14 protein-coding genes are annotated in these 20,037 nt (G+C 63.6%); 6 read left to right on the plus strand and 8 right to left on the minus strand.

All coding sequences use genetic code 11. From position 1 onward, the window contains the following. The first annotated feature begins 129 nt into the window (after window positions 1–129). Window positions 130–357, plus strand: coding sequence for a sulfurtransferase TusA family protein (locus LPA37_RS24775; RefSeq protein ID WP_228975694.1), 228 nt, complete (start codon window positions 130–132; stop codon window positions 355–357). A 177-nt stretch (window positions 358–534) separates the two neighbouring features. Here the strand turns inward: LPA37_RS24775 and galU are convergent, their stop codons facing one another. Next, the gene (gene galU, locus LPA37_RS24780; protein ID WP_228975382.1) at window positions 535–1,416 is read right to left on the minus strand and encodes a UTP--glucose-1-phosphate uridylyltransferase GalU; all 882 of its coding nucleotides are present in this window, start codon (window positions 1,414–1,416) and stop codon (window positions 535–537) included. A gap of 92 nt (window positions 1,417–1,508) precedes the next feature. Continuing rightward, window positions 1,509–4,376 (minus strand): valine--tRNA ligase, encoded by a 2,868-nt coding sequence (locus LPA37_RS24785; protein WP_228975379.1) that lies wholly within the window; start codon window positions 4,374–4,376, stop codon window positions 1,509–1,511. Window positions 4,377–4,625: 249 nt separating this feature from the next. On the opposite strand from LPA37_RS24785, the gene LPA37_RS24790 reads away from it, so the two are divergent. Continuing rightward, window positions 4,626–6,986, plus strand: a complete 2,361-nt coding sequence (locus LPA37_RS24790; RefSeq protein ID WP_229013968.1) for a UvrD-helicase domain-containing protein — start codon at window positions 4,626–4,628, stop codon at window positions 6,984–6,986. Further along, window positions 6,983–7,783 carry a 5'-methylthioadenosine/adenosylhomocysteine nucleosidase gene (locus LPA37_RS24795; RefSeq protein WP_228975374.1) on the plus strand — a complete coding sequence of 267 codons (801 nt, stop codon included), beginning with the start codon at window positions 6,983–6,985 and terminating at the stop codon, window positions 7,781–7,783. Before LPA37_RS24790 ends, LPA37_RS24795 begins: the two co-directional genes overlap by 4 nt. Before the next feature lie 154 nt (window positions 7,784–7,937). Here the strand turns inward: LPA37_RS24795 and LPA37_RS24800 are convergent, their stop codons facing one another. Further along, window positions 7,938–9,839, minus strand: a complete 1,902-nt coding sequence (locus tag LPA37_RS24800) for a propionate--CoA ligase (RefSeq protein WP_229013969.1) — start codon at window positions 9,837–9,839, stop codon at window positions 7,938–7,940. 286 nt (window positions 9,840–10,125) lie between these two features. Then, window positions 10,126–11,358 (minus strand): MFS transporter, encoded by a 1,233-nt coding sequence (locus tag LPA37_RS24805; RefSeq protein ID WP_229013970.1) that lies wholly within the window; start codon window positions 11,356–11,358, stop codon window positions 10,126–10,128. Window positions 11,359–11,791: 433 nt separating this feature from the next. Between LPA37_RS24805 and LPA37_RS24810 the strand changes: the two genes are divergently transcribed. Further along, complete coding sequence (locus tag LPA37_RS24810) at window positions 11,792–13,486, plus strand: methyl-accepting chemotaxis protein (protein WP_229013971.1); 1,695 nt, start codon at window positions 11,792–11,794, stop codon at window positions 13,484–13,486. A gap of 165 nt (window positions 13,487–13,651) precedes the next feature. Here LPA37_RS24810 and LPA37_RS24815 read toward each other — a convergent pair whose 3' ends face one another. The 4 genes from LPA37_RS24815 to LPA37_RS24830 are packed head-to-tail and all read right to left on the minus strand — an operon-like array spanning window position 13,652 to window position 18,514. Next, window positions 13,652–14,512, minus strand: coding sequence for an efflux RND transporter periplasmic adaptor subunit (locus LPA37_RS24815; protein ID WP_229013977.1), 861 nt, complete (start codon window positions 14,510–14,512; stop codon window positions 13,652–13,654). 13 nt (window positions 14,513–14,525) lie between these two features. Beyond that, a complete protein-coding gene (locus LPA37_RS24820; protein ID WP_228975364.1) occupies window positions 14,526–14,726 on the minus strand; it encodes a DUF1656 domain-containing protein in 201 nt (66 codons plus the stop codon). After that, complete coding sequence (locus LPA37_RS24825; RefSeq protein WP_228975359.1) at window positions 14,716–16,917, minus strand: FUSC family protein; 2,202 nt, start codon at window positions 16,915–16,917, stop codon at window positions 14,716–14,718. The genes LPA37_RS24820 and LPA37_RS24825 overlap by 11 nt, the downstream gene beginning before the upstream one ends. Window positions 16,918–16,930: 13 nt before the next feature. Then, window positions 16,931–18,514 (minus strand): efflux transporter outer membrane subunit, encoded by a 1,584-nt coding sequence (locus LPA37_RS24830; RefSeq protein ID WP_229013972.1) that lies wholly within the window; start codon window positions 18,512–18,514, stop codon window positions 16,931–16,933. 154 nt (window positions 18,515–18,668) lie between these two features. On the opposite strand from LPA37_RS24830, the gene LPA37_RS24835 reads away from it, so the two are divergent. Then, on the plus strand, window positions 18,669–19,607 hold the full coding sequence (locus LPA37_RS24835) for a LysR family transcriptional regulator (protein ID WP_228975357.1): 939 nt from the start codon (window positions 18,669–18,671) through the stop codon (window positions 19,605–19,607). Between the two features lie 203 nt (window positions 19,608–19,810). Next, entirely contained in the window at window positions 19,811–19,966 is a 156-nt protein-coding gene (locus tag LPA37_RS24840) for a hypothetical protein (protein ID WP_228975354.1), read from the plus strand. The last annotated feature ends 71 nt before the right edge of the window (window positions 19,967–20,037 follow it).

Raw genomic sequence — 20,037 nt, forward strand, 5'->3', positions numbered from 1 at the left:
TCTGATGGCGGCGGTTGTGTTTCGTCGCGCCACGCCGCGTGGGAGCGCGGACCGGGAGGGTGCGGTAGAATTTGACGCTCTGACGGCGTCCTTCGGACGCCTCCTCCCGAAGGTCGATCCCCGATGCAGATCCAGATTCACAAGGAAGTCGATGCGCGTGGGCTGAACTGCCCGCTGCCCATCCTGCGCGCCAAAAAGGCGCTTGCCGATATGGAAAGCGGCCAGATTCTCAAGGTGCTCGCCACCGATCCCGGTTCACAACGCGATTTCGCCGCGTTCGCGAAACAGACGGGTAATGAGCTCGTCGAAGTTTCATCGCAGGACAAGGTTTTCACGTTTCTGATGCGCCGGCGCTGAGCCGGGCTGGGCCAGGCGTCGCGGCTGGCATGCGGGTTGTGTCCGGTTGTGCCGTGCGCGGCGTCGATGTCCGCCACACGCGCGCATGAAAAAAGGCGCTGTGCCCACGATAAACGCAAGCACAGCGCCTTTTTGAAACGACTACCGCCGTGAAGCGGTGTGAATGAACCGGACGGCTTACCCTTCCAGCACCGGCGAACGCGTGCGCAGATATTCCTCGAAATCCGCAGCCACTTCCGGATGGCGCAGCGCGAATTCCACTGTCGCCTTCAGATAGCCCAGCTTGCTGCCGCAGTCGAAACGTGTGCCGTGATACTTGTACGCGAGCACCTGTTCATCGGCGAGCAGCGATTGAATTGCGTCCGTCAGTTGAATCTCACCGCCAGCACCCGGCTTGATCGAGCGGATGTGATGGAAAATGCGCGGCTTCAGCACATAGCGACCGACCACGCCGAGGTTCGACGGCGCGACTTCCGGCGCTGGTTTTTCGATGATCCCCGACAGCTTGATGATCGAATCTTCCCATTCCTTGCCGTCGACGATACCGTAGGATTTTGTTTCTTCCGCCGGGATCTCTTCCACGCCGAGCACGGAGCTGTGATAGTGGTCGAAGACCTCGATCATCTGCTGCATGACAGGCGGCTTGCCGTACAGCAGGTCGTCCGCAAGGATGACGGCGAACGGATTGTCGCCCACCAGCTTTTCGGCGCACAGCACGGCGTGGCCAAGACCCAGCGCTTCCGGCTGACGTACGTAGAAGCAGTCGACGTGGCTCGGCTTGATGCTGCGCACGAGTTCGAGCAGCTTCTGCTTGCCGCGTGCTTCGAGTTCGGCCTCGATCTCATACGACTTGTCGAAGTGATCCTCGATCGCGCGCTTGCTGCGCCCGGTCACGAAGATCATTTCCGTAATGCCCGCCGCCATCGCCTCTTCCACCGCATACTGAATCAGCGGCTTGTCGACGATAGGCAGCATTTCCTTGGGGCTCGCCTTGGTGGCAGGGAGGAACCGGGTGCCAAGACCAGCTACCGGAAAGACTGCTTTTGTAACTTTTAGCATGTGATTACCCTGGATCCTCTGGTTACAGTGCTTGCAAAATATCGCCGGTTAAAACGCGCGTTTCGGTCCATCCCGCGCAACAGGTTCGACGTTCAGGCCGGCAGACGCGCAAGTTGCGCCGTGAGCTTGCCAATCGTGGTCTGATATTCTGCCAGCCTTTTCTGCTCCTGCTCAACGACTGCAGGCGGCGCTTTTGCAACAAAGCTCTCATTCTGAAGCCTGGCGTTACATTTCGAAACTTCCGCGGTCAGTCTCGCAATTTCCTTCGACAGACGCTCGCGTTCCGCCGCGACATCGATCTCGACCTTCAGCACGAGCTTGTCATTACCTACGATAGCAATCGGCGCGCCCGCTGCCTGCGCGTCGAGCGCTGCCTCGTCGGCAATGATCTGGACCTCCGACAGACGGGCCAGCGCCTGCGCATACGGCGCGAACGTTTTCAGGCGCTCGGCGTTGCCGGTGGCAAGCAGCGGCACCTTCACGGCGGGCGACAGGCTCATCTCGCCGCGCAGGTTACGCGCCGCGTCGATGACCGCTTTCAGGTCCGCGACCCACTGCTCAGCCGCCTCGTCGATCTTCTTCGGCTCGGCCACCGGATAGCGCTGCACCATGATGGAGGCTTCGCCTTCCGCCATGCCTTCAGGATAGCTGGCCGCGAGCGGCGCCACTTTTTGCCAGAGCGCTTCGGTGATGAACGGGATCACCGGATGCGCGAGACGCAGCACGGTTTCGAGCACGCGTAGCAGTGTGCGGCGCGTAGCGCGCTGCTGCTCCGGCGTGCCGGTCTGGATCTGCACCTTCGCGAGTTCGAGATACCAGTCACAGTATTCGTCCCACACGAACTTGTATATGGCGTTCGCCACATTGTCGAAACGATAGTCGGCGAAACCCTTCGCGACTTCGGCTTCGACGCGTTGAAGCAGCGACACGATCCAGCGGTCCGCCTGCGAGAAATCGGTATAGCCGCCCGGGCCGCAATCGCCCGGCTGGCAGTCGCCCGGTTTGCTGAAACCGCAGTCGTGACCTTCGCAGTTCATCAGGACGAAGCGTGTGGCGTTCCACAGCTTGTTGCAGAAGTTGCGGTAGCCCTCGCAGCGCGCGAGATCGAAGTTGACGTTGCGCCCGAGCGTGGCCATCGACGCCATCGTGAAGCGCAGCGCGTCCGTGCCGAAGGCCGGAATGCCTTCGGGGAATTCCTTGCGCGTCTTCTTTTCGATCGACGTAGCCTGCTTCGGATTCATCAGGCCGGTTGTGCGTTTCGCGACCAGCGCATCGAGTTCGATGCCGTCGACGATATCGATCGGGTCGAGCGTGTTGCCCTTGCTCTTCGACATCTTCTGGCCTTCGGCGTCGCGCACGAGACCATGCACGTAAACGGTGTCGAACGGCACCTTGCCGGTGAAGTGCGTGGTCATCATGACCATGCGCGCCACCCAGAAGAAAATGATGTCGAAACCCGTGACGAGCACCGACGAAGGCAGGAAGTGCTTCAGTTCCTGCGTCTCGTTCGGCCAGCCGAGCGACGAAAAGGGCACGAGCGCCGACGAGAACCACGTGTCGAGCACGTCTTCGTCACGGCGCAGCGCGCCGGTGTAGCCTTTCTCGACGGCCTGCGCCTTCGCTTCTGCTTCGGTCTTCGCGACGAAAATCTCGCCGTTCTCGCCGTACCATGCAGGGATCTGATGGCCCCACCACAGCTGGCGCGAAATACACCAGTCCTGGATATTTTCGAGCCACTGGTAGTACGTGGTGGTCCAGTTCTCCGGCACGAATTTGATCTCGCCGCCGCGCACGACGTCCAGCGCCGTTTCCGCGATCGACTTGCCCGGATTGAACGTGCCTTCCGGCGCCGGCTTGCTCATCGCGACGAACCATTGGTCCGTGAGCATCGGCTCGATCGCGACGCCCGTGCGGTCGCCGCGCGGCACCATCAGCTTGTGCGGCTTGACCGATTCGAGCAGCCCAATCGCTTCGAGATCGGCCACGACCAGCTTGCGTGCGTCGAGGCGATCGAGGCCGCGATATTTTTCCGGCGCGTTGTCGTTGATCTTCGCGTCGAGCGTGAAGATCTCGATTTGCGGGAGCTTGTGACGCAGGCCCACCTGGTAGTCGTTGAAATCGTGCGCGGGCGTGACCTTCACGACGCCCGTGCCGAATTCGCGATCGACGTAGTCGTCGGCGATGACCGGGATCTCGCGCCCGGTCAGCGGCAGCTTCACCATTTTGCCGATCAGATGCGCATAGCGTTCGTCTTCCGGATGCACCATCGCGGCGACGTCGCCGAGCATCGTTTCCGGGCGCGTGGTCGCGACCGTCAGATGACCGGAGCCATCCGCAAGCGGATACTGGATGTGCCACAGGTGGCCGTTTTCTTCCTCGCTGACCACTTCGAGATCGGAGACGGCGGTGAGCAGCACCGGGTCCCAGTTCACGAGGCGCTTGCCGCGATAGATCAGACCCTGTTCATACAGACGGACGAATACGTCGCGCACGGCGGCGGACATCTTGTCGTCCATCGTGAAGTATTCGCGCGACCAGTCGATCGACGCGCCGAGGCGCCGCACCTGGTTCGTGATGGTCGAGCCGGATTCCTGCTTCCACGCCCATACGCGTTCGACGAACTTCTCGCGGCCCAGGTCGTGACGCGATACCTTTTGCGTGTCCAGCTGGCGTTCGACGACGATCTGCGTGGCGATACCGGCGTGGTCGGTGCCGGGCACCCACAGCGTGTTCTCGCCAAGCATGCGGTGATAACGCGTGAGGCCATCCATGATGGTCTGGTTGAACGCGTGGCCCATGTGCAGCGTGCCCGTGACGTTCGGCGGCGGCAGTTGAATCGAGAAATCCTTGCGGTCCGCATCCATCTTCGCGGTGCTGTAACCGCGTTTTTCCCATTCGGGACCCCACTGGGCCTCGATTGTCTGGGGTTCGAAACTCTTGGCAAGCGTGCTGTCGCTCATTATTGGAAGTCTGCCGAAAAATGCGTGAAAAGAAGCGGGGAATGCCCAATTATAAAGGCTGGCGCGGCCGGCACGGCGCAGGCCCGCTCCGACTGGCCATCCGGACAAGGCGAGCCCGGCAAAGAACTCACCGAAGTCCTGGCCGGTTGGTCAATGCGGGCAGTACGAAGCGGCACGAACAGCGCCCGGACTTATAATGTCCGACGACCTGCCCCAATGCTGTTTCACCCCGCCGTCTACCCATCTCACATGCCCGATCTGCTAGCGAACCTGAATCCCGAACAACACGCCGCCGTCACGTTGCCGAACGAACCGGCACTCATTCTGGCTGGCGCCGGCAGTGGCAAGACGCGCGTGCTGATCACGCGGATCGCGTGGCTGATCCAGAACAGCCTTGCTTCGCCCGCCACGGTTCTCGCCGTCACGTTCACGAACAAGGCCGCGCGCGAAATGATGTCGCGCCTGCAGGCGCTCCTGCCCATCGATACGCGCGGCATGTGGATCGGCACGTTCCACGGCCTGTGCAACCGGATGCTGCGCGCGCATCACCGCGACGCCGCGCTGCCGGCCACGTTCCAGATTCTCGATACGGCCGACCAGCTGTCAGCCATCAAGCGTCTGATGAAGGGTCTTAACATCGACGACGAGAAATATCCGGCCAAGAACCTGCAGTACTTCATCAATAACGCGAAAGAGCAGGGGCTGCGCCCGAAAGACGTCGACGCAACGGACAACTTCAACCGCAAGTTCGTCGAGCTTTACGAAGCCTACGACCAGCAGTGCCAGCGCGAGGGCGTCGTCGATTTTCCGGAACTGCTGCTGCGCTGCTTTGAACTGCTTGCGCACAATCCGCCGCTGCGCGCGCACTACCAGGCGCGTTTCCGGCACATTCTCGTCGACGAATTCCAGGACACCAACAAGCTTCAGTACGCGTGGCTCAAGCTGCTCGCGGGCCAGACGAATGCGATTTTCGCGGTCGGCGACGATGACCAGTCGATCTATGCATTTCGCGGTGCGAACGTCGGCAACATGCGCGATTTCGAGCATGAGTTCAATGTGCGCCACCTGATCAAGCTGGAGCAGAACTACCGCTCGCACGGCCATATTCTCGACGCCGCGAACCAGCTGATCGCGAACAATTCGCGCCGTCTCGGCAAGAACCTGCGCACGGACGCGGGCCACGGCGAGCCGGTGCGCGTCTACGAAGCCGCGACCGACACGCAGGAAGCCGGCTGGATCGTCGAGGAAATCCGGGCGCTGATCAACACTGGCACGTCGCGCAGTGAAATCGCCGTGCTGTATCGCAGTAACGCGCAGTCGCGCACGATCGAACACACGCTCGTGAACGTGGGCATTCCCTATCGTGTGTACGGCGGCTTGCGCTTTTTCGAGCGCCAGGAAGTGAAGCACGCGCTCGCGTATCTGCGTCTGATCGACAACCCGAACGACGATACCGCGTTCGCGCGCGTGGTCAATTTTCCGGCGCGCGGCATCGGCGCGCGCTCGATCGAACAGCTGGCTGACGCGGCGCGTCTCTACAACGTTTCGATGGCGGCGGCGATTCCGTACGTGACCGGCAAGGCAGGTTCGAGCCTCGGCACGTTCGCGACACTGATCGCGAAGATGCGCGCGGAAACGCAACAGATGAGCTTGCCGGAGACGGTCGAGTACGTCGTGCGTACGAGCGGTCTTTTCGACTTCTATCAGAACGAGCGTGAAGGCCAGGACCGGCTGGAGAACCTGCAGGAACTGGTCAACGCGGCGACCGCTTTTGTCAGCGAGGAAGGCTACGGCCTCGACACGCCCGCGCGCTCGATTCCGCTGCGTGCGGGTGCGACCAGCGCGCCCGAACTCGTCGCCACCGGTGACCCGGACACGGTCGTGCTCGACGCCGCCGCGCCCACCGATCCGGCGCAAAACCCCGACACGATGACGCCGCTCGCCGGCTTCCTGTCGCACGCATCGCTCGAAGCGGGCGACAACCAGGCGCAGGCCGGCCAGGAAGCCGTGCAACTGATGACCGTGCACGCGGCGAAGGGTCTCGAATTCACGGCGGTGTTCATCACGGGTCTCGAAGAAGGCCTGTTCCCGCATGAAAACAGCGCGATGGAATCGGACGGTCTTGAAGAAGAGCGCCGTCTCGCGTACGTCGCGATCACGCGCGCGAAGGAGCGGCTGTATCTGTCGTTCGCGCAGAGCCGGATGCTGCACGGCCAGACGCGCTACAACATCCGCTCGCGTTTCTTCGACGAATTGCCGCAGGAAACGCTGAAGTGGCTTACGCCGAAGGTCGAGGCCGGCGCGCGCTGGGGCGGCCGTTCGGACAATGCCGGTTATGGACGTGACTGGTTCGCGCGTCCGGACCGTCAGCAGGGTTATACGGACGGCGCGGCGTCGACTTCCGCGCCGCTGCCGGCGTTCGCGAACGCGCAGCGGGCCGCGGAAACCGGTTTTCGTGTCGGCCAGCAGGTGTTCCATACGAAGTTCGGCGAAGGCACGGTCACGGCGCTCGAAGGCGGTGGCGCCGACGCGAAGGCGCAGGTCAAGTTCAAGCGGCACGGCGAAAAATGGCTCGCGCTCGCCGTCGCCAAACTGCAGGCGGTGGAATGAGCGCGACACCGCAACCCGGTCGGGAGGCCGCTCGCCGTCCGCTTGGCGTGCTGGCAGCGCTGCCGCAGGAACTCGGCGACCTGCTGGGCGCGATGCGCGCTGAATCCGGCGTGCGTACCGTCACGCACGGGCAGCGCGACTATCACGTGGGCACAGTGCAGGGCACGCCGTGTGTCGTGACGCTTGCGCGGGTCGGCAAGGTAGCGGCCGCGGCGACGGTCAGCGCGCTGATTCACGTATTCGACGTTCAGGAAGTCGTGTTCGCGGGTGTCGCGGGCGGTGTCGGGGAAGACGTGCGGATTGGCGACATCGTCATCGCCGATACGCTGTTGCAGCACGATCTCGACGCGTCGCCGCTATTTCCGCGCTTCGAAGTGCCGTTGCTGGGCATTTCGCGCTTCGCTGCGGACAGCACGCTGTCCGCGCAACTCAACGCGGCCTGCGAACGGTTTGTCGCCGAGGAGGGCGGCGCGCTTTCAACACGCTTCGCCACACAGGGTCCGCGTATACATCGCGGGCTGATTGTCAGCGGCGACCAGTTTGTCGCAAGCGCCGCGGCGGTTCAGGTGTTGCGTGACGCATTGCCGGACGCGCTCGCGGTCGAGATGGAAGGCGCGGCGCTCGCGCAGGTGTGCTTCGAGTACGGCGTGCCGTGTGCGATCGTGCGGACCATTTCCGATACGGCCGATGCGCACGCGCCGGCTTCGTTTGCTACGTTTCTCGTGGAAATTGCCGGCGCGTATTCGACCGGTATTCTGTCGCGGTTCTTTCAGGCGCGGGGTGAGCCGAGGCGCTGATGCGTAATGCAGCGGCGCTAACCTGTGTCGCTGCATCGATTCGCTGCTTCGGCCCCGCGCTTCAACTTACCTCTTCGGTCCGCCACTTCGATCCGCCGCGTCAACCCAACGCCGTCCAGCGCATCCCCCGCGCCACCCACCTTAGCCACCCACCTTAGCCACCCACCGTATCCAGCGCCGCGCGAATCTGCCCGAGCGCGGCCGGATCTTCGATCGTCGGCAGATCGCCTGGGTCGCGACCTTCGGCCAGCGCCGCGATCGCGCGCCGCAGCAGCTTGCCGGAGCGCGTCTTGGGCAGTATCGTTACCACGTGCACGCGTGCGGGTCGTGCGATCGCGCCGAGCTGCCGGTCCACGGTTCCCGCCAGCTCCGTTTCCAGCGCGTTGCGGGCGGCGGGGTCCGCGTAACGGTCCGGCTCGCGCAGCACGACGAACGCCAGCGCCACCTGTCCCTTCAGCTTGTCCGCGACGCCGACGACCGCCACTTCCGCGACCGCCGTGTGGCCCGACAACGCTTCCTCGATTTCGCGCGTGCCGAGGCGGTGTCCGGCGACGTTGATCACGTCGTCGGTGCGGCCGAGGATCGTCACGTAGCCGTCGTCGTCCTGGACGCCCCAGTCGAACGTCGAATAGAGCCGCTGCCCCGGCACGCTCGACCAGTAGGTATCCACGAAACGTTTGTCGTCGCCCCAGACGGTCGTCATGCAGCCCGGCGGCAGCGGATAGCCGAGCGCGATCACACCTTTCTCGCCTGGCGTGCACAGCTCGCCCGTGTGTTCGTTGCGCACCGACAGGTTGTAGCCATAGACCGGCACGCCGGGCGAACCGGGCTTCGGCGGTAGCGCTTCGACGCCGCGCTGGATCGCGAGAATCGGCCAGCCGGTTTCGGTCTGCCAGTAGTTGTCGACGACAGGTTTGCCGAGTGCGTCCGCGATCCACGAAGAGGTCGGTTCGTCGAGCGGCTCACCGGCGAGGAACAGCGTGCGCAGGCTCGACAGATCCGCGGCTTTCATGAGCTTCGGATCCTGTTTCTTCAGCACGCGCAGCGCGGTCGGCGCGGTGAACATCAGATTGATCCCGTGCTGCTCGACGAGGCGCCACCAGATACCGCCGTCAGGGCGAACCGGCGTGCCTTCGTACATGACCGTCGTGAGCCCCGCGATCAGCGGCGCATAGATGATGTAGCTGTGCCCGACCACCCAGCCGATGTCCGACGCGGTGAACATCGTGTCGCCGGCGCGGCCTTCGAAGATGTACTCCATCGATGCCGCGAGCGCCACCGCATAGCCGCCGACGTCGCGCTGCACGCCTTTCGGCCTTCCGGTCGTGCCCGATGTGTAGAGCACGTAGGACGGTTCGTTCGATTCGAGCCATTCGCACGGCACGTGCGCGTTGAAGAACTGCTCGCGCAGCGGTTCATACGCGACGAGATAATGCGCGTTGAGCCGCTCCGGCGCGAGTTGCCGGTCGATCAGCAGCACGTGCGGCGGCTTGTGCTGCGCACGCGCGAGCGCTTCGTCGACGAGCGGCGTGTAGTCGATCACCCTGCCGCCGCGCGCGCCGGCGTCGGCGGTGACGATCAGCGCGGGTTTGGCGTCGTCGATGCGGGCCGCGAGATTGGTCGCCGCGAAGCCGCCGAACACGACCGAGTGGATCGCTCCGAGCCGCGCGCACGCGAGCATCGCGAACACGGCTTCGGGGATCATCGGGAGATAGAGCAGCACGCGGTCGCCGCGTTTCACGCCGAGCGAGCGCATGACCGCCGCCATCCGGTTGATTTCGGCGTACAGGTCGGCGTACGTGTAGCGGCGTTCGATGCCGGTTTCGGTCGAGACGTAGACGAGCGCGTTCTGCTGCGCCCGTGCCGCGAGATGCCGGTCCACGGCGTTATGACACAGGTTCGTCCGGCCGCCGGTGAACCACCGCGCAAACGGTGGGTTCGAGCGGTCCAGCACGGTGTCGAACTGCGTTTCCCAGTGAATGCGTTGCGCCTCGGTGCCCCAGAACGTTTCAGGGTCATCGATCGAGCGGCGGTGGAAATCGCGATAACGGCTCATCTGCGGCGATCCTTCTGGGAAGCGTTGAGCGGGACAGCGACCGGCTTCTTCGCGCCTGCGACTTCCGGCCACGCAGGTGGCTCGCGGGCAGTGCGTGCGCACAGCATAGAGCAGCGAAGCATCGTCGAACAACGCGGGTTCACCATGACTCGCATCCTGTGCGCCGCTCATGGGTCCGGCAGGCGGCCCGACGAGCGGGCCAGGAAGTGGCGATCTGACCCGCCAAAAGAAAAGGCGCCGCGGTGCGGCGCCTCGAAAGACAGCGGGCGAAACGGGCGCGCTGCGCTCAGGCCTTGACTTTCCCGCGTTCGAGGTTCGGCAGGAACACCGTCAACACGCCGATCAGCGGCAGGAACGAGCAGACCTTGTAGACGTACGTGATGCTCGTCGCGTCGGCCAGCTGGCCGAGCACGGCCGCGCCGACGCCGCCGAGGCCGAACGCAAGACCGAAGAACAGTCCGGCGATCGTGCCGACCTTGCCCGGAATCAGCTCCTGCGCATACACGAGGATCGCGGAGAACGCCGACGCTAGCACGATGCCGATCACGACGGTCAGCACGCCGGTCCAGAACAGGTTCGCGTACGGCAGCAGCAGCGTGAACGGGGTGACGCCGAGAATCGACACCCAGATCACGTATTTGCGTCCGATCCGGTCGCCGATCGGGCCGCCGATCATCGTGCCGGCCGCGACGGCCGCGAGGAACACGAACAGATGGATCTGCGCCGCCTGGATGGGCAGATGGAAACGGTCGATCAGGTAGAACGTGAAGTAGCTGTTGATGCTCGCGAGGTAGAAGTACTTCGAGAACACGAGCAGCACGAGCACGCCCACCGCCACCAGCACCTTGTTGCGCGAGAGCGTCGGATGGCCGGCCTGCGCGCCGCGCGTCCTTTTCGTGGCGGGATGCTGTTTGTACCAGCGGCCGATCTGCGTCAGCACGGCGATCGCGACGAGCGCGGCCACCGAGAACCACGCGATGCTGCCCTGTCCGTGCGGAATCACGATCAGCGCGGCGAGCAGCGGTCCGAGCGACGAACCGACGTTCCCGCCGACCTGGAACAGCGACTGCGCGAGGCCGTGCTTGCCGCCGGAGGCCATGCGCGCCACCCGCGACGATTCCGGGTGAAACACCGACGAGCCGCAGCCGACCAGCGCCGCCGCCATCAGCAGCACGCCGAAGTTCGGCGCGACCGACATCAGCAGCAGGCCCGACAGCGTGAAACCCATGCCGACCGGCAGCGAATAGGGCTTGGGATGCTTGTCGGTATAACTGCCGATGAGCGGTTGCAGCAGCGAAGCGGTGATCTGGTAGACGAGCGTGATGAGACCGATCTGCCCGAACGACAGCGAGAAGTTGTCCTTTAGCATCGGATAGATGGCGAGGATCAACGACTGGATCATGTCGTTGAGCATATGCGTGAAGCTGATTGCGCCGAGCACGGAGTAAATCGTGCGCTGCGGCCGGACGGCAGCAGGTGGCGCGGCGCTCAGGGCGCTTTTGTCGAGGCTCGTTTCCATAAATGTCGAAAAGGGCTGGGAAGAATTGTCTCGCGACCGGGGCAGTCTCCGGCGCCGCGGCATCAGGACGCAGTTATCGGGATTTTCTTGCCGGTTTTTATCTGCTAGTGCTGACAGTGTAGTTTGGCTGGGAAGAATTGTCCGGCCAAGATTTGTCGCGAATCGGACAGCGACTTGTCGACGAATTGCGCCAAAACGGTGCAAAAACGTCCCGAATAGTGGGCTTTTATTTCGACAAATGCTTCCGGCTGACTTTTTGGACGTGTATAAACCCAGCGCGGACACGCGGCTCACGAGGCCGGGTGGCACGGGGCGGCCCATCTGAGCGGCATTAAAGATCGCAGCGGATGTTGCCGTAGACCCGGATAGACAAGCAGAAATGCCGGAACGGACCTTTCCGGCAGTCGGCATTCGGAAGCGGGGGAATGAAAGAATGAAAGCAGTTTCGCTGGGCAGGCAACCAGACGCGCAGGCAGATTCAAAGTCGGGTGCAGGTTTGAGGGCGAACAGCGGCCGGGCGGAGGGCACCTCGCACACGCGCCAGCGCGCGGGCCGTCTTTCGGGGCTTTCGGTGAAGGCTACTCTGCGGCTGGCATTTGCGTTGCTGCTGATCGGCACGATGGCGATCGGCGTGTTTTCGCTGACACAGATCAGCCGTCTGAATGGCTCGACGCGGTCGATCTACGATCAGGGTCACGTCGCGAGCCGAGCCGCCGAGGAAGCGCGCGGTTACGTGCTGCGTGCAAGCCGCGCGCAGAAAATGCTGCTGACCGCGACCACCGGCAAGGAGCGCGACGAACTTGGCAGCGACATCGAGACGGGTCTTTCGTCGATCAATACCGAACTGAATACATTGCAGCAGTACGTCGACCCGTCGGACGGCGTGGCCGTTGCGCAGCAGAAGAAATTCGCGGCCGCCGTGAAGACGTGGAGTGGCGACCTGCGTGCGTTCGTGACGCTCGTGAAGGCGCAGCCGCTCGATCTTTCTCAGATGAACTGGCAGGTTGGCACGCAGGACGTGTCGCTGCTGGTCGAGACCGGCAAGCTTGAGAAGCTCGTCGACGAACTCGTTGCCCAGCGCGGCAAGGCTGCGAAAGCGACCATCGAGGCGTCCGCGTTCATTTACCGCTCGTCGTTCGTGATGATGGCCGTGATGACGATTGCGCTGATGGTGCTCGCGTTTTTCGTGAGCGAATGGGTGGTGCGGCGTCTTGCGCGCCAGCTGGGTGGCGAGCCGGTGTACGCGAAGGAAATCGCGAGCCGCATCGCGGCGGGCGATCTGTCGAATCACATCGTGCTGGGGCGCAAGGACACGTCGAGCATGCTGTCCGCGCTACGCGACATGCAGACCGGTTTATCGACGACGGTTGCGGATATTGCGGCGAGTGCTGAAGCGATCGCGGCGGCATCGGGTGAAATTTCGATGGGCAATCTCGATCTGTCGCGCCGCACCGAGCAGCAGGCGGTTGCGCTTGAGCGCACGGCGAGCAGCATGGAGGAGTTGACGTCGACGGTGCGTCAGAACGCGGACAATGCGAAGCAGGCGAGCACGCTGGCGAACAATGCATCGGAGATTGCGGAGAAGGGCGGCGAGGTGGTGGGTCGCGTCGTCGCGACGATGAGTGCGATCAACGATAGCGCCCGCAGCATTGGCGACATCATCGGCGTGATCGAGGGCATTGCATTCCAGACGAACATTCTCGCGCTGAACGCGGCGGTTGAAGCGGCGCGGGCGGGTGAGGACGGACGCGGGTTTTCGGTTGTCGCTGGCGAGGTTAGAAATCTTGCCGGGCGTTCCGCTGCGGCTGCGAAGGAGATCAAGACGCTGATCAGTGCGTCGGTCGAGCGCGTCGGCAATGGATCGACGCTGGCGCACGATGCTGGCCAGACGATGGATGAGGTGGTGAAGGCGGTGAAGCGCGTGACGGACATCATGGGGGAGATCTCGGCGGCGTCCGCCGAGCAGAGCTCCGGTATCGAAGAGATCAATCTCGCTGTTACCCAGATGGATTCCGGGACACAGCAGAATGCCGCGCTGGTGGAGCAGGCTACTGCTGCCGCAAGGTCGCTTGATGATCAGGCGAAGGCGCTTAAAGGAATGGTTGGGAAGTTCCGGCTGGCGGTATAGGGGTCTTTTGTTGTTGGCTTTTTGGCCTTTCCTTGCATTCATGTCGGTCTATTGGTGCCGCCCCGCACAGGGGCAACGCTAATAGACCAAAAGCAAACCAAGGAAAGGCCAAAAAGCCAGAAAAACAAAATGCCGCCCCGCCAAAGGGGCAACACAAAACCAGCTTCAACGAGGCGTAACAACAACAGTACAAGTAGTGCCAGCAGAAAGAACAAGCCCATCAGGCACCTGATCAATCCGAATTCGAACTGGCACCCGCTGTGCCAGCCGAACCCAGTTGAAAGTCGGATTCACATCAGCGAGCAGCTCCCTGCTTTGCGGATTATCGCGATCGTAAATCCCGCGGGAAATGCTTTCGACATGCCCGTGCAACACGCCACCACTCATCAACCGCATCTCGGCCTTGTCGCCGATCCGGACCCGCGGCAGCTTCGTCTCTTCAAAATACCCATAAACCCAGAACGAATGACTATCGACGATCGCGAACTTCGCGGCGCCCGCCGTCGCGTAATCCCCGCGATACACCGACAGGTTCGTGACATATCCATCCACCGGCGCCACCACCCGCGTGCGCTCCAGATTCAGTTTCGCCGCATCCAGCGCGGCAACCGCCTGCTGATACTGCGCTTCTGCCGCCGCTGCGGAATGTGAAGCGTTTTCGCGGCTTTCCTTCGATACGACCAGGCTGTCCAGATCCGCCCGCCGCTGCGCATCGTCGCGACGTGCCTGCAGTTCCGCCTTGCGCGCCGCAACCGCCGCCTGCGCCTGTTCGACCGCGATCTGGTAATGCGACGGATCGATCTGCATCAGCAGGTCGCCCTTCCTGACGAGCTGGTTGTCGTGTACGGGCAGTTCTACCACCGCGCCCGAGACGTCCGGCGCGATGTTGATCACTTCGGCGCGCACACGGCCGTCGCGCGTCCACGGTTCGTCCATGTAGTGAACCCACAGCGCGCGGCCAATAAAGATCGCGACTGCAAAGATCGCAAGCGTCGCGATAAAGCCAATGATTTTCCGGATGGTCATGTTTCGACTCTGATCAACGATAAACGGCGAGGCCAAGCACCCCGCACACACAGACGAGCAGGCTCGCCCTGAATAAGGATGGATGCCAGACGATGCTGTACAAACCCGTCCACGCGATCACGCGGTCCAGCACCCACGTGATCGCGGCACCGCCAATGAACAGCAGCACGATGGCCGGTATATAGGCGTCCAGGACGGAAATTTCACGCGGCATGGCGTTCTCCCTCAAGCGTCTCGTCGCGCTCGCCCACCAGTGCCTCCAGCGGCGACTGCGGATCGAGCAGCGCGGTACGTATGAAATGCAGATGACTCAGAATGCGTTGCAGCTGGTGGCGTTCCTCGCGCGGCGGCGTGAACGTCGCGAGCACCAGTTGCGTCGACGCGATCGCGTCGGCGTTGGCGAGCAGTGCTTCGTCCATGCGGTCGGCACGCGGATGATCGAAGAGCGCCGCGAGCGAGTCGCGCATCGTGCGGATCGCAACCCGCCACGGCGTCGATCCGGCGTAGCGCGGATCGGCGGGCAGTGTCGCGAGTTCGTTGCGCACATCGATGATCGCGTTGCCCACTTCCAGCACCGCGAAGAGCCAGCGCAACGTTTTCAGCTTCAGTTCGGGCTCGCCCTCGGCGAGCGCGTTGATCTGGAACATCAGGTCGCGCGCGCCGCTCTCGAAGCGCGAGCGCAGGCGCGCGAGCCGCCCGTGGCAACTCAGCAGCACCTGGCGGCGCAGATCGTGAAAGAGCCGGTTGCGCAGCCACGGCGTCGACGGCGGCAGCAGCACCGCGAACGCAATCGACGACACCAGCAGCGACATCACGAGCGCGAGCGCATCGTTCATGAAGCTCGTCGGGTCGTAGTGGATGAGGTTGTCCGGCCCCGCCAGGAAGCAGAAGAAAATGCAATAGCCGACGCCGTAGCCGGCCAGCTTCGGCCGCGTCGTCATGAACACGCCCAGCAGCAGGAACGGCGTGAGCGTGAGGGCGAGCAGCGGAAAGCCGTCGATGTGCGGATAGATGCCGAACATGACGATCATCCCCATGACCGTCGAGAGCACGGTGCCCGCCGCCATCTGGAACGCGGTGCGCGTCGGATAAGGCGACGACGACGCCAGCGCGCAGATCGCCGCCGCATTCAGTACGAGCGTCGTGCCGCTCGGCCACGCGGTCGCGATCCAGAACGCGCTGAGCACCAGCATCACGACGACCGCGCGCAGGCCCGCGATGCCCGCCGCGACCGGATTGGTCTTCGGCTCGTAGCGCTCGATCCAGCGTTCGCGCTCATGCGTATCGACGGCCAGCGACGCGTACGTCGCGGCGTAGGCATGCAGATCGTCGACGAAGCGATACAGCAGCTCGCTCGCCGTGTCGAAATCGAGCAGCGGACACTCGGGTTTCGTCTCGAGTTCCGCGCGCGTCGCACGGATGCGCTTCGGCAACGCCGCCTTGTACGCTTCGAGCTGCGCGGCGGCGTGCTCGGCGTCGCTCGCGGTCAGCACCGGCTCGCCCGCGCCCGATTTCGCGAGCAGCGGCGCGATTTCCTTGAAGTACGGTTCGAGCGCGGCGATGGTTTCGGCGGCGGCCGTCCTGTGCAGACGGTTCATCAACTGATGCAGCGCATGAAAACGTGTCGACGCGGTCATGAACTCGCTGTTCAGCCGCGACAGGCGCCCACTTTTCATCCGCGATTCCGGGCTTTCGAACACTGCGACGCTGCGGGTCGCCTCGAAGCCGACGATATCGGCGACGAAGCGCGCGTTCGTCGCTTCGATCTGCTCGCGCGGCACGCGGCCGGACAGCGAGCCGGACACGTATTCGACAAACGCGCTGAAGCGTGCGCGCACGGTAGAGCGCATCTGTTCGCCCGCATGCTGCGGAAACACAAGCGCGCTGACGGCGCCCGAACACAGGATGCCGAGCGTGACCTCGGCCACCCGCGTGAGCGCCGACAGGAACGCGCCGTCCGGATGCTGCGAGGCCGGAATGCCGATCAGCGCCGCCGTGTAGCCCGCGAGCACGAAGCCATACGAGCGGAAATTGCGGTTACGCGCCGCGCCGGCCGTGCAGATGCCGACCCAGAGCGCGGTCGAGAGCAGGAAAAGCTCCGGCTGCTGCGAAAAAAGTCCGAGCAGCGCGAGCATCACGACAAGCCCGACGAGCGTGCCGCAGATCCGGTAGAAGCTTTTCGCGAGCACCATCCCGCTTTGCGGCTGCATCACGACGAACACGGTCGTCATCGCAGTGCGCGGCTGGGGCAGGTCGAGCTTCATCGCAATGCCGAGCGTGAGCAGCGCCGCGGCGATCGCCTTGAACATGTAGATCCAGGTGCGGCCGTCGGTGCGGGCCCAGTCGGCAGCGGCCGTGTAGAACGCGGCGAGCGGCGACGGGGCGGAGGAAAGCGGTGTGGACATGGGAGCGCCGCGCTTACTTCGGTGACACCGTGCTGACCGGCCGCGTGGCAGCGGTCGCCGCGCCGGGTGTCGTCGATGCAACCGGTGTGGCCGGTGCCGGCGTCGTTTTGCCGCGTCCGTGCGCGGGCAGCGTCTCGGTGGTATCGGGGCCGTCTTCCGGTTCGATGACGCCGCCGCCGAGGGCGGTCACGAGCGAAGCCTGCACGCCGATCCGTTCGGCCTGCACGCGCGCAACGCCTTCCTGGGCGCGCAGCAGTTGCGTCTGCGCGATCAGCACGTTCAGGTAGTCGGTCAGGCCGCGCCGGTAACCCTCCGCCGACAGCTGGTAATTCCGGCGCGCGGCATCGACGGAGCGCTGTTCGTCCTTCGCCTGTGTTTCGAGCGACTTCATGCGCACGATCTGGTCGGCGATATCCTTCAGCGCGCTCACGATCGTCTGGTTGTACTGATCGACGGCTGCGTCATAGCCGGCGGACGCCGCACCGAGCTGCGCACGCAGCCGGCCGCCCTCGAAGATCGGCAGCGACAGCGCGGGGCCGGCCGTCCATCCGCCGTTCGCCGCGTGCAGGAACTGGAACATCGGGCCCGCCGCCGCAAAGCCGCCGACCGACGCGAGCAGATTGATGTTCGGATAGAAGTCGGCCTTCGCGACGTCGATGCCGCGCGCCTGTGCCGCGACCGTCCAGCGGGCGGCCACGACGTCCGGCCGGTGCCCGATGAGTTCGGCCGGCAACGTCGAGGGCAGGCCGACCGGCGCCGCAAGCCCGATGGTCGGGCGCGTGATCGCTTCGCCCGCGCCTGGGCCCTTGCCCGCGAGTGCGGCGAGCTGGTTGCGCCCGAGTGCGATCGCTTCTTCGTAGGCGTCGATCTGACGTTCGTATTCCGGCAGCGGCGTTTCGGCCTGGCTCACTTCGAGCTGTGTGCCGAGGCCGCCTTTCAGGCGCTTCGTCGCGAGATCCAGAATGCGCTGCTGCTGGTCGACCGTCGATTTCGCGATGTCGAGCAGCGCGTAATTCATCGACATCTGCACGTACGTGCGCACCACGTTCGCTTCGAGTTCGAGCTGGGCGGCGCGGGCGTCGGCGGCTGACGCGTGCGCCATGTCCAGCGCGCGTTCGGCGTTGTTGCGATCGTGGCCCCACAGGTCGAGGTTGTACGAGAGGCTGATCGTGCCGGTGTTGTTCCAGGTGTTCGCGTCGGCGAGCGGGCCCGGACCGTAATAGACATTGTCCGGCCAGTGCTGGCGCTGGATCGACAGATCGCCCTTCACCTGCGGCGAGAGCGCCGAGGCAACCACGCCCGCGAGCGAGCGCGCCTGAAGCACGCGCGCCTGGGCGACCGCGAGCGTCGGATTGCCTGCCTGCGCGGCGGCCACCCATGCGTTCAGTTGCGGATCGTTATAGGCGCGCCACCACCTGGCGTCGGGCCATTTCGCGTCCGCGTTGGCCGTGCGGATCGCCGCGCCGGCGTCGAGCGTGGATGAATCGAGCCCCTGCGCCTGCGGCGCGATGCCTCCGGTATTGGCACAGCCGGTGATTATTAATGAGATCGTAAGAACGCTGAGCGCAACGATCCATTTCGATACCGGAGACTGCACGATTTGCTCCTCAAATGACTATAGAACACTGTGCGTCATTATATTTTTTCAGCGATTACTGAATAACCCGTAAAAGTGAAAGGCATTTTTACGGGAATTGAGATAATCGTTCTTGCGATTCATGTAACAATCGACCGGGTTAAAGGAAGGATATATGGATACGCTTCAAAACATGCGCGTCTTTGTCCGGGTCGTGGAAGCAGGCAGCTTCACGGGCGCCGCGCAGCACCTTAATACCACCACGGCCTATTGTTCCCGCGCGGTGTCCGATCTGGAAGCGCACCTGCGCACGCGGCTGCTCAACCGCACGACGCGGCGCATCGCGCTGACCGAAGCGGGCGAGCGTTATCTGCAGCGCTGCGAGGAGATTCTCGCTTATGTCGACCAGGCGGAAGCGGAGGCGGGCGACGCGCACGCCCGTCCGTCCGGCAAGCTGAAAATACACGGGATGACGAGCTTCGGCCAGCACTACGTCGTGCCCGCCGTCGGTCGTTATCAGAAGCGATATCCGGATGTGCACGTCGAGCTGACGCTCGCCCCGCGCATGCCTGACCTGCTCGACGAAGGCTACGACGTATCCCTCACGCTCGCGACCGGCCTGCCCGATTCCGGTCTCGTTTCGCAGCGACTCGGCAGCGCGTTCAGCATCGCCTGCGCGTCGCCGGCGTATCTGGAGCGCAATGGCATTCCGCAAACGCCGGCCGATCTCGCAAAACACACCTGCCTGCAGATGATGACGCCGGTTTTCCCGTCCGACGAATGGATTTTCGATGGCCCCAACGGCCAGGAATCCGTGTTCCTCGGTCCGGCGACGTTTCAGGTGAACGTCGCCGAAGCGATGGCGGTGGCGGTGCGCGAAGGCATGGGCATCGGCCTGATTCCGATCTACTCGGCGATCAGCGGCCTGCGTAGCGGTGAGTTTGTCTGGATCCTGCCGGAATACACGTCGCAGGAAATGAACGTGTACGCGCTCTACGCCTCGCGCCAGTATCTCGACGCGAAAATCCGCACGTGGGTCGAGTTCATGCGCGATGAACTGCCGGCGACGCTTGCCACCGATCAGGCCGAGTTGCGCCGTTTCGCGCGGACTTGACTACGCGTGTGACCGCGTTGTGACTGTCTAGCCGGACGTGCGCATGCGGTTGCGCGCTGTTACACCCGTGGCCCACCGCAACACTTCCTTACTTCTTCGCGCGAATCGATTTGCTAACGTGTGGCGGGTGCACCGATCGATCTGATGTGTACACGCAGCACCCGAATCAATCGCATCACCTGAACCGGACGAAGAGGAATTTCATGGATACGCATCTGCTCGTCGGCATTGCCGTCATGCTCGGACTGATCGGAATCGCCGCCGGGCGCAATCTGCTGCGCACCCTGCGCCCGCAACCCCAACTCGTGCCGCTCAAGGTGTCCCGTCCCGTTCGTTCAGACCGTTCCGACATTCGCTGACCGGATCGCCTGCGTTCGTGACGTCTGGTCACGGTAAGACTTCGATCAGACGCTGTTTGCCGCCAGGCAGG

This window comes from Paraburkholderia gardini (genome assembly GCF_907164545.1).
GTDB classification, from domain to species: Bacteria; Pseudomonadota; Gammaproteobacteria; order Burkholderiales; family Burkholderiaceae; genus Paraburkholderia; species Paraburkholderia gardini.

What these genes read in the sequence shown, in the direction of transcription:
- galU (WP_228975382.1), bottom strand. Translation starts at nt 1,416, where the DNA reads ATGCTAAAAGTTACAAAAGCAGTCTTTCCGGTAGCTGGTCTTGGCACC.
- LPA37_RS24785 (WP_228975379.1), bottom strand. Translation starts at nt 4,376, where the DNA reads ATGAGCGACAGCACGCTTGCCAAGAGTTTCGAACCCCAGACAATCGAG.
- LPA37_RS24790 (WP_229013968.1), top strand. Translation starts at nt 4,626, where the DNA reads ATGCCCGATCTGCTAGCGAACCTGAATCCCGAACAACACGCCGCCGTC.
- LPA37_RS24795 (WP_228975374.1), top strand. Translation starts at nt 6,983, where the DNA reads ATGAGCGCGACACCGCAACCCGGTCGGGAGGCCGCTCGCCGTCCGCTT.
- LPA37_RS24800 (WP_229013969.1), bottom strand. Translation starts at nt 9,839, where the DNA reads ATGAGCCGTTATCGCGATTTCCACCGCCGCTCGATCGATGACCCTGAA.
- LPA37_RS24805 (WP_229013970.1), bottom strand. Translation starts at nt 11,358, where the DNA reads ATGGAAACGAGCCTCGACAAAAGCGCCCTGAGCGCCGCGCCACCTGCT.
- LPA37_RS24810 (WP_229013971.1), top strand. Translation starts at nt 11,792, where the DNA reads ATGAAAGCAGTTTCGCTGGGCAGGCAACCAGACGCGCAGGCAGATTCA.
- LPA37_RS24815 (WP_229013977.1), bottom strand. Translation starts at nt 14,512, where the DNA reads ATGACCATCCGGAAAATCATTGGCTTTATCGCGACGCTTGCGATCTTT.
- LPA37_RS24820 (WP_228975364.1), bottom strand. Translation starts at nt 14,726, where the DNA reads ATGCCGCGTGAAATTTCCGTCCTGGACGCCTATATACCGGCCATCGTG.
- LPA37_RS24825 (WP_228975359.1), bottom strand. Translation starts at nt 16,917, where the DNA reads ATGTCCACACCGCTTTCCTCCGCCCCGTCGCCGCTCGCCGCGTTCTAC.
- LPA37_RS24835 (WP_228975357.1), top strand. Translation starts at nt 18,669, where the DNA reads ATGGATACGCTTCAAAACATGCGCGTCTTTGTCCGGGTCGTGGAAGCA.
- LPA37_RS24840 (WP_228975354.1), top strand. Translation starts at nt 19,811, where the DNA reads ATGGATACGCATCTGCTCGTCGGCATTGCCGTCATGCTCGGACTGATC.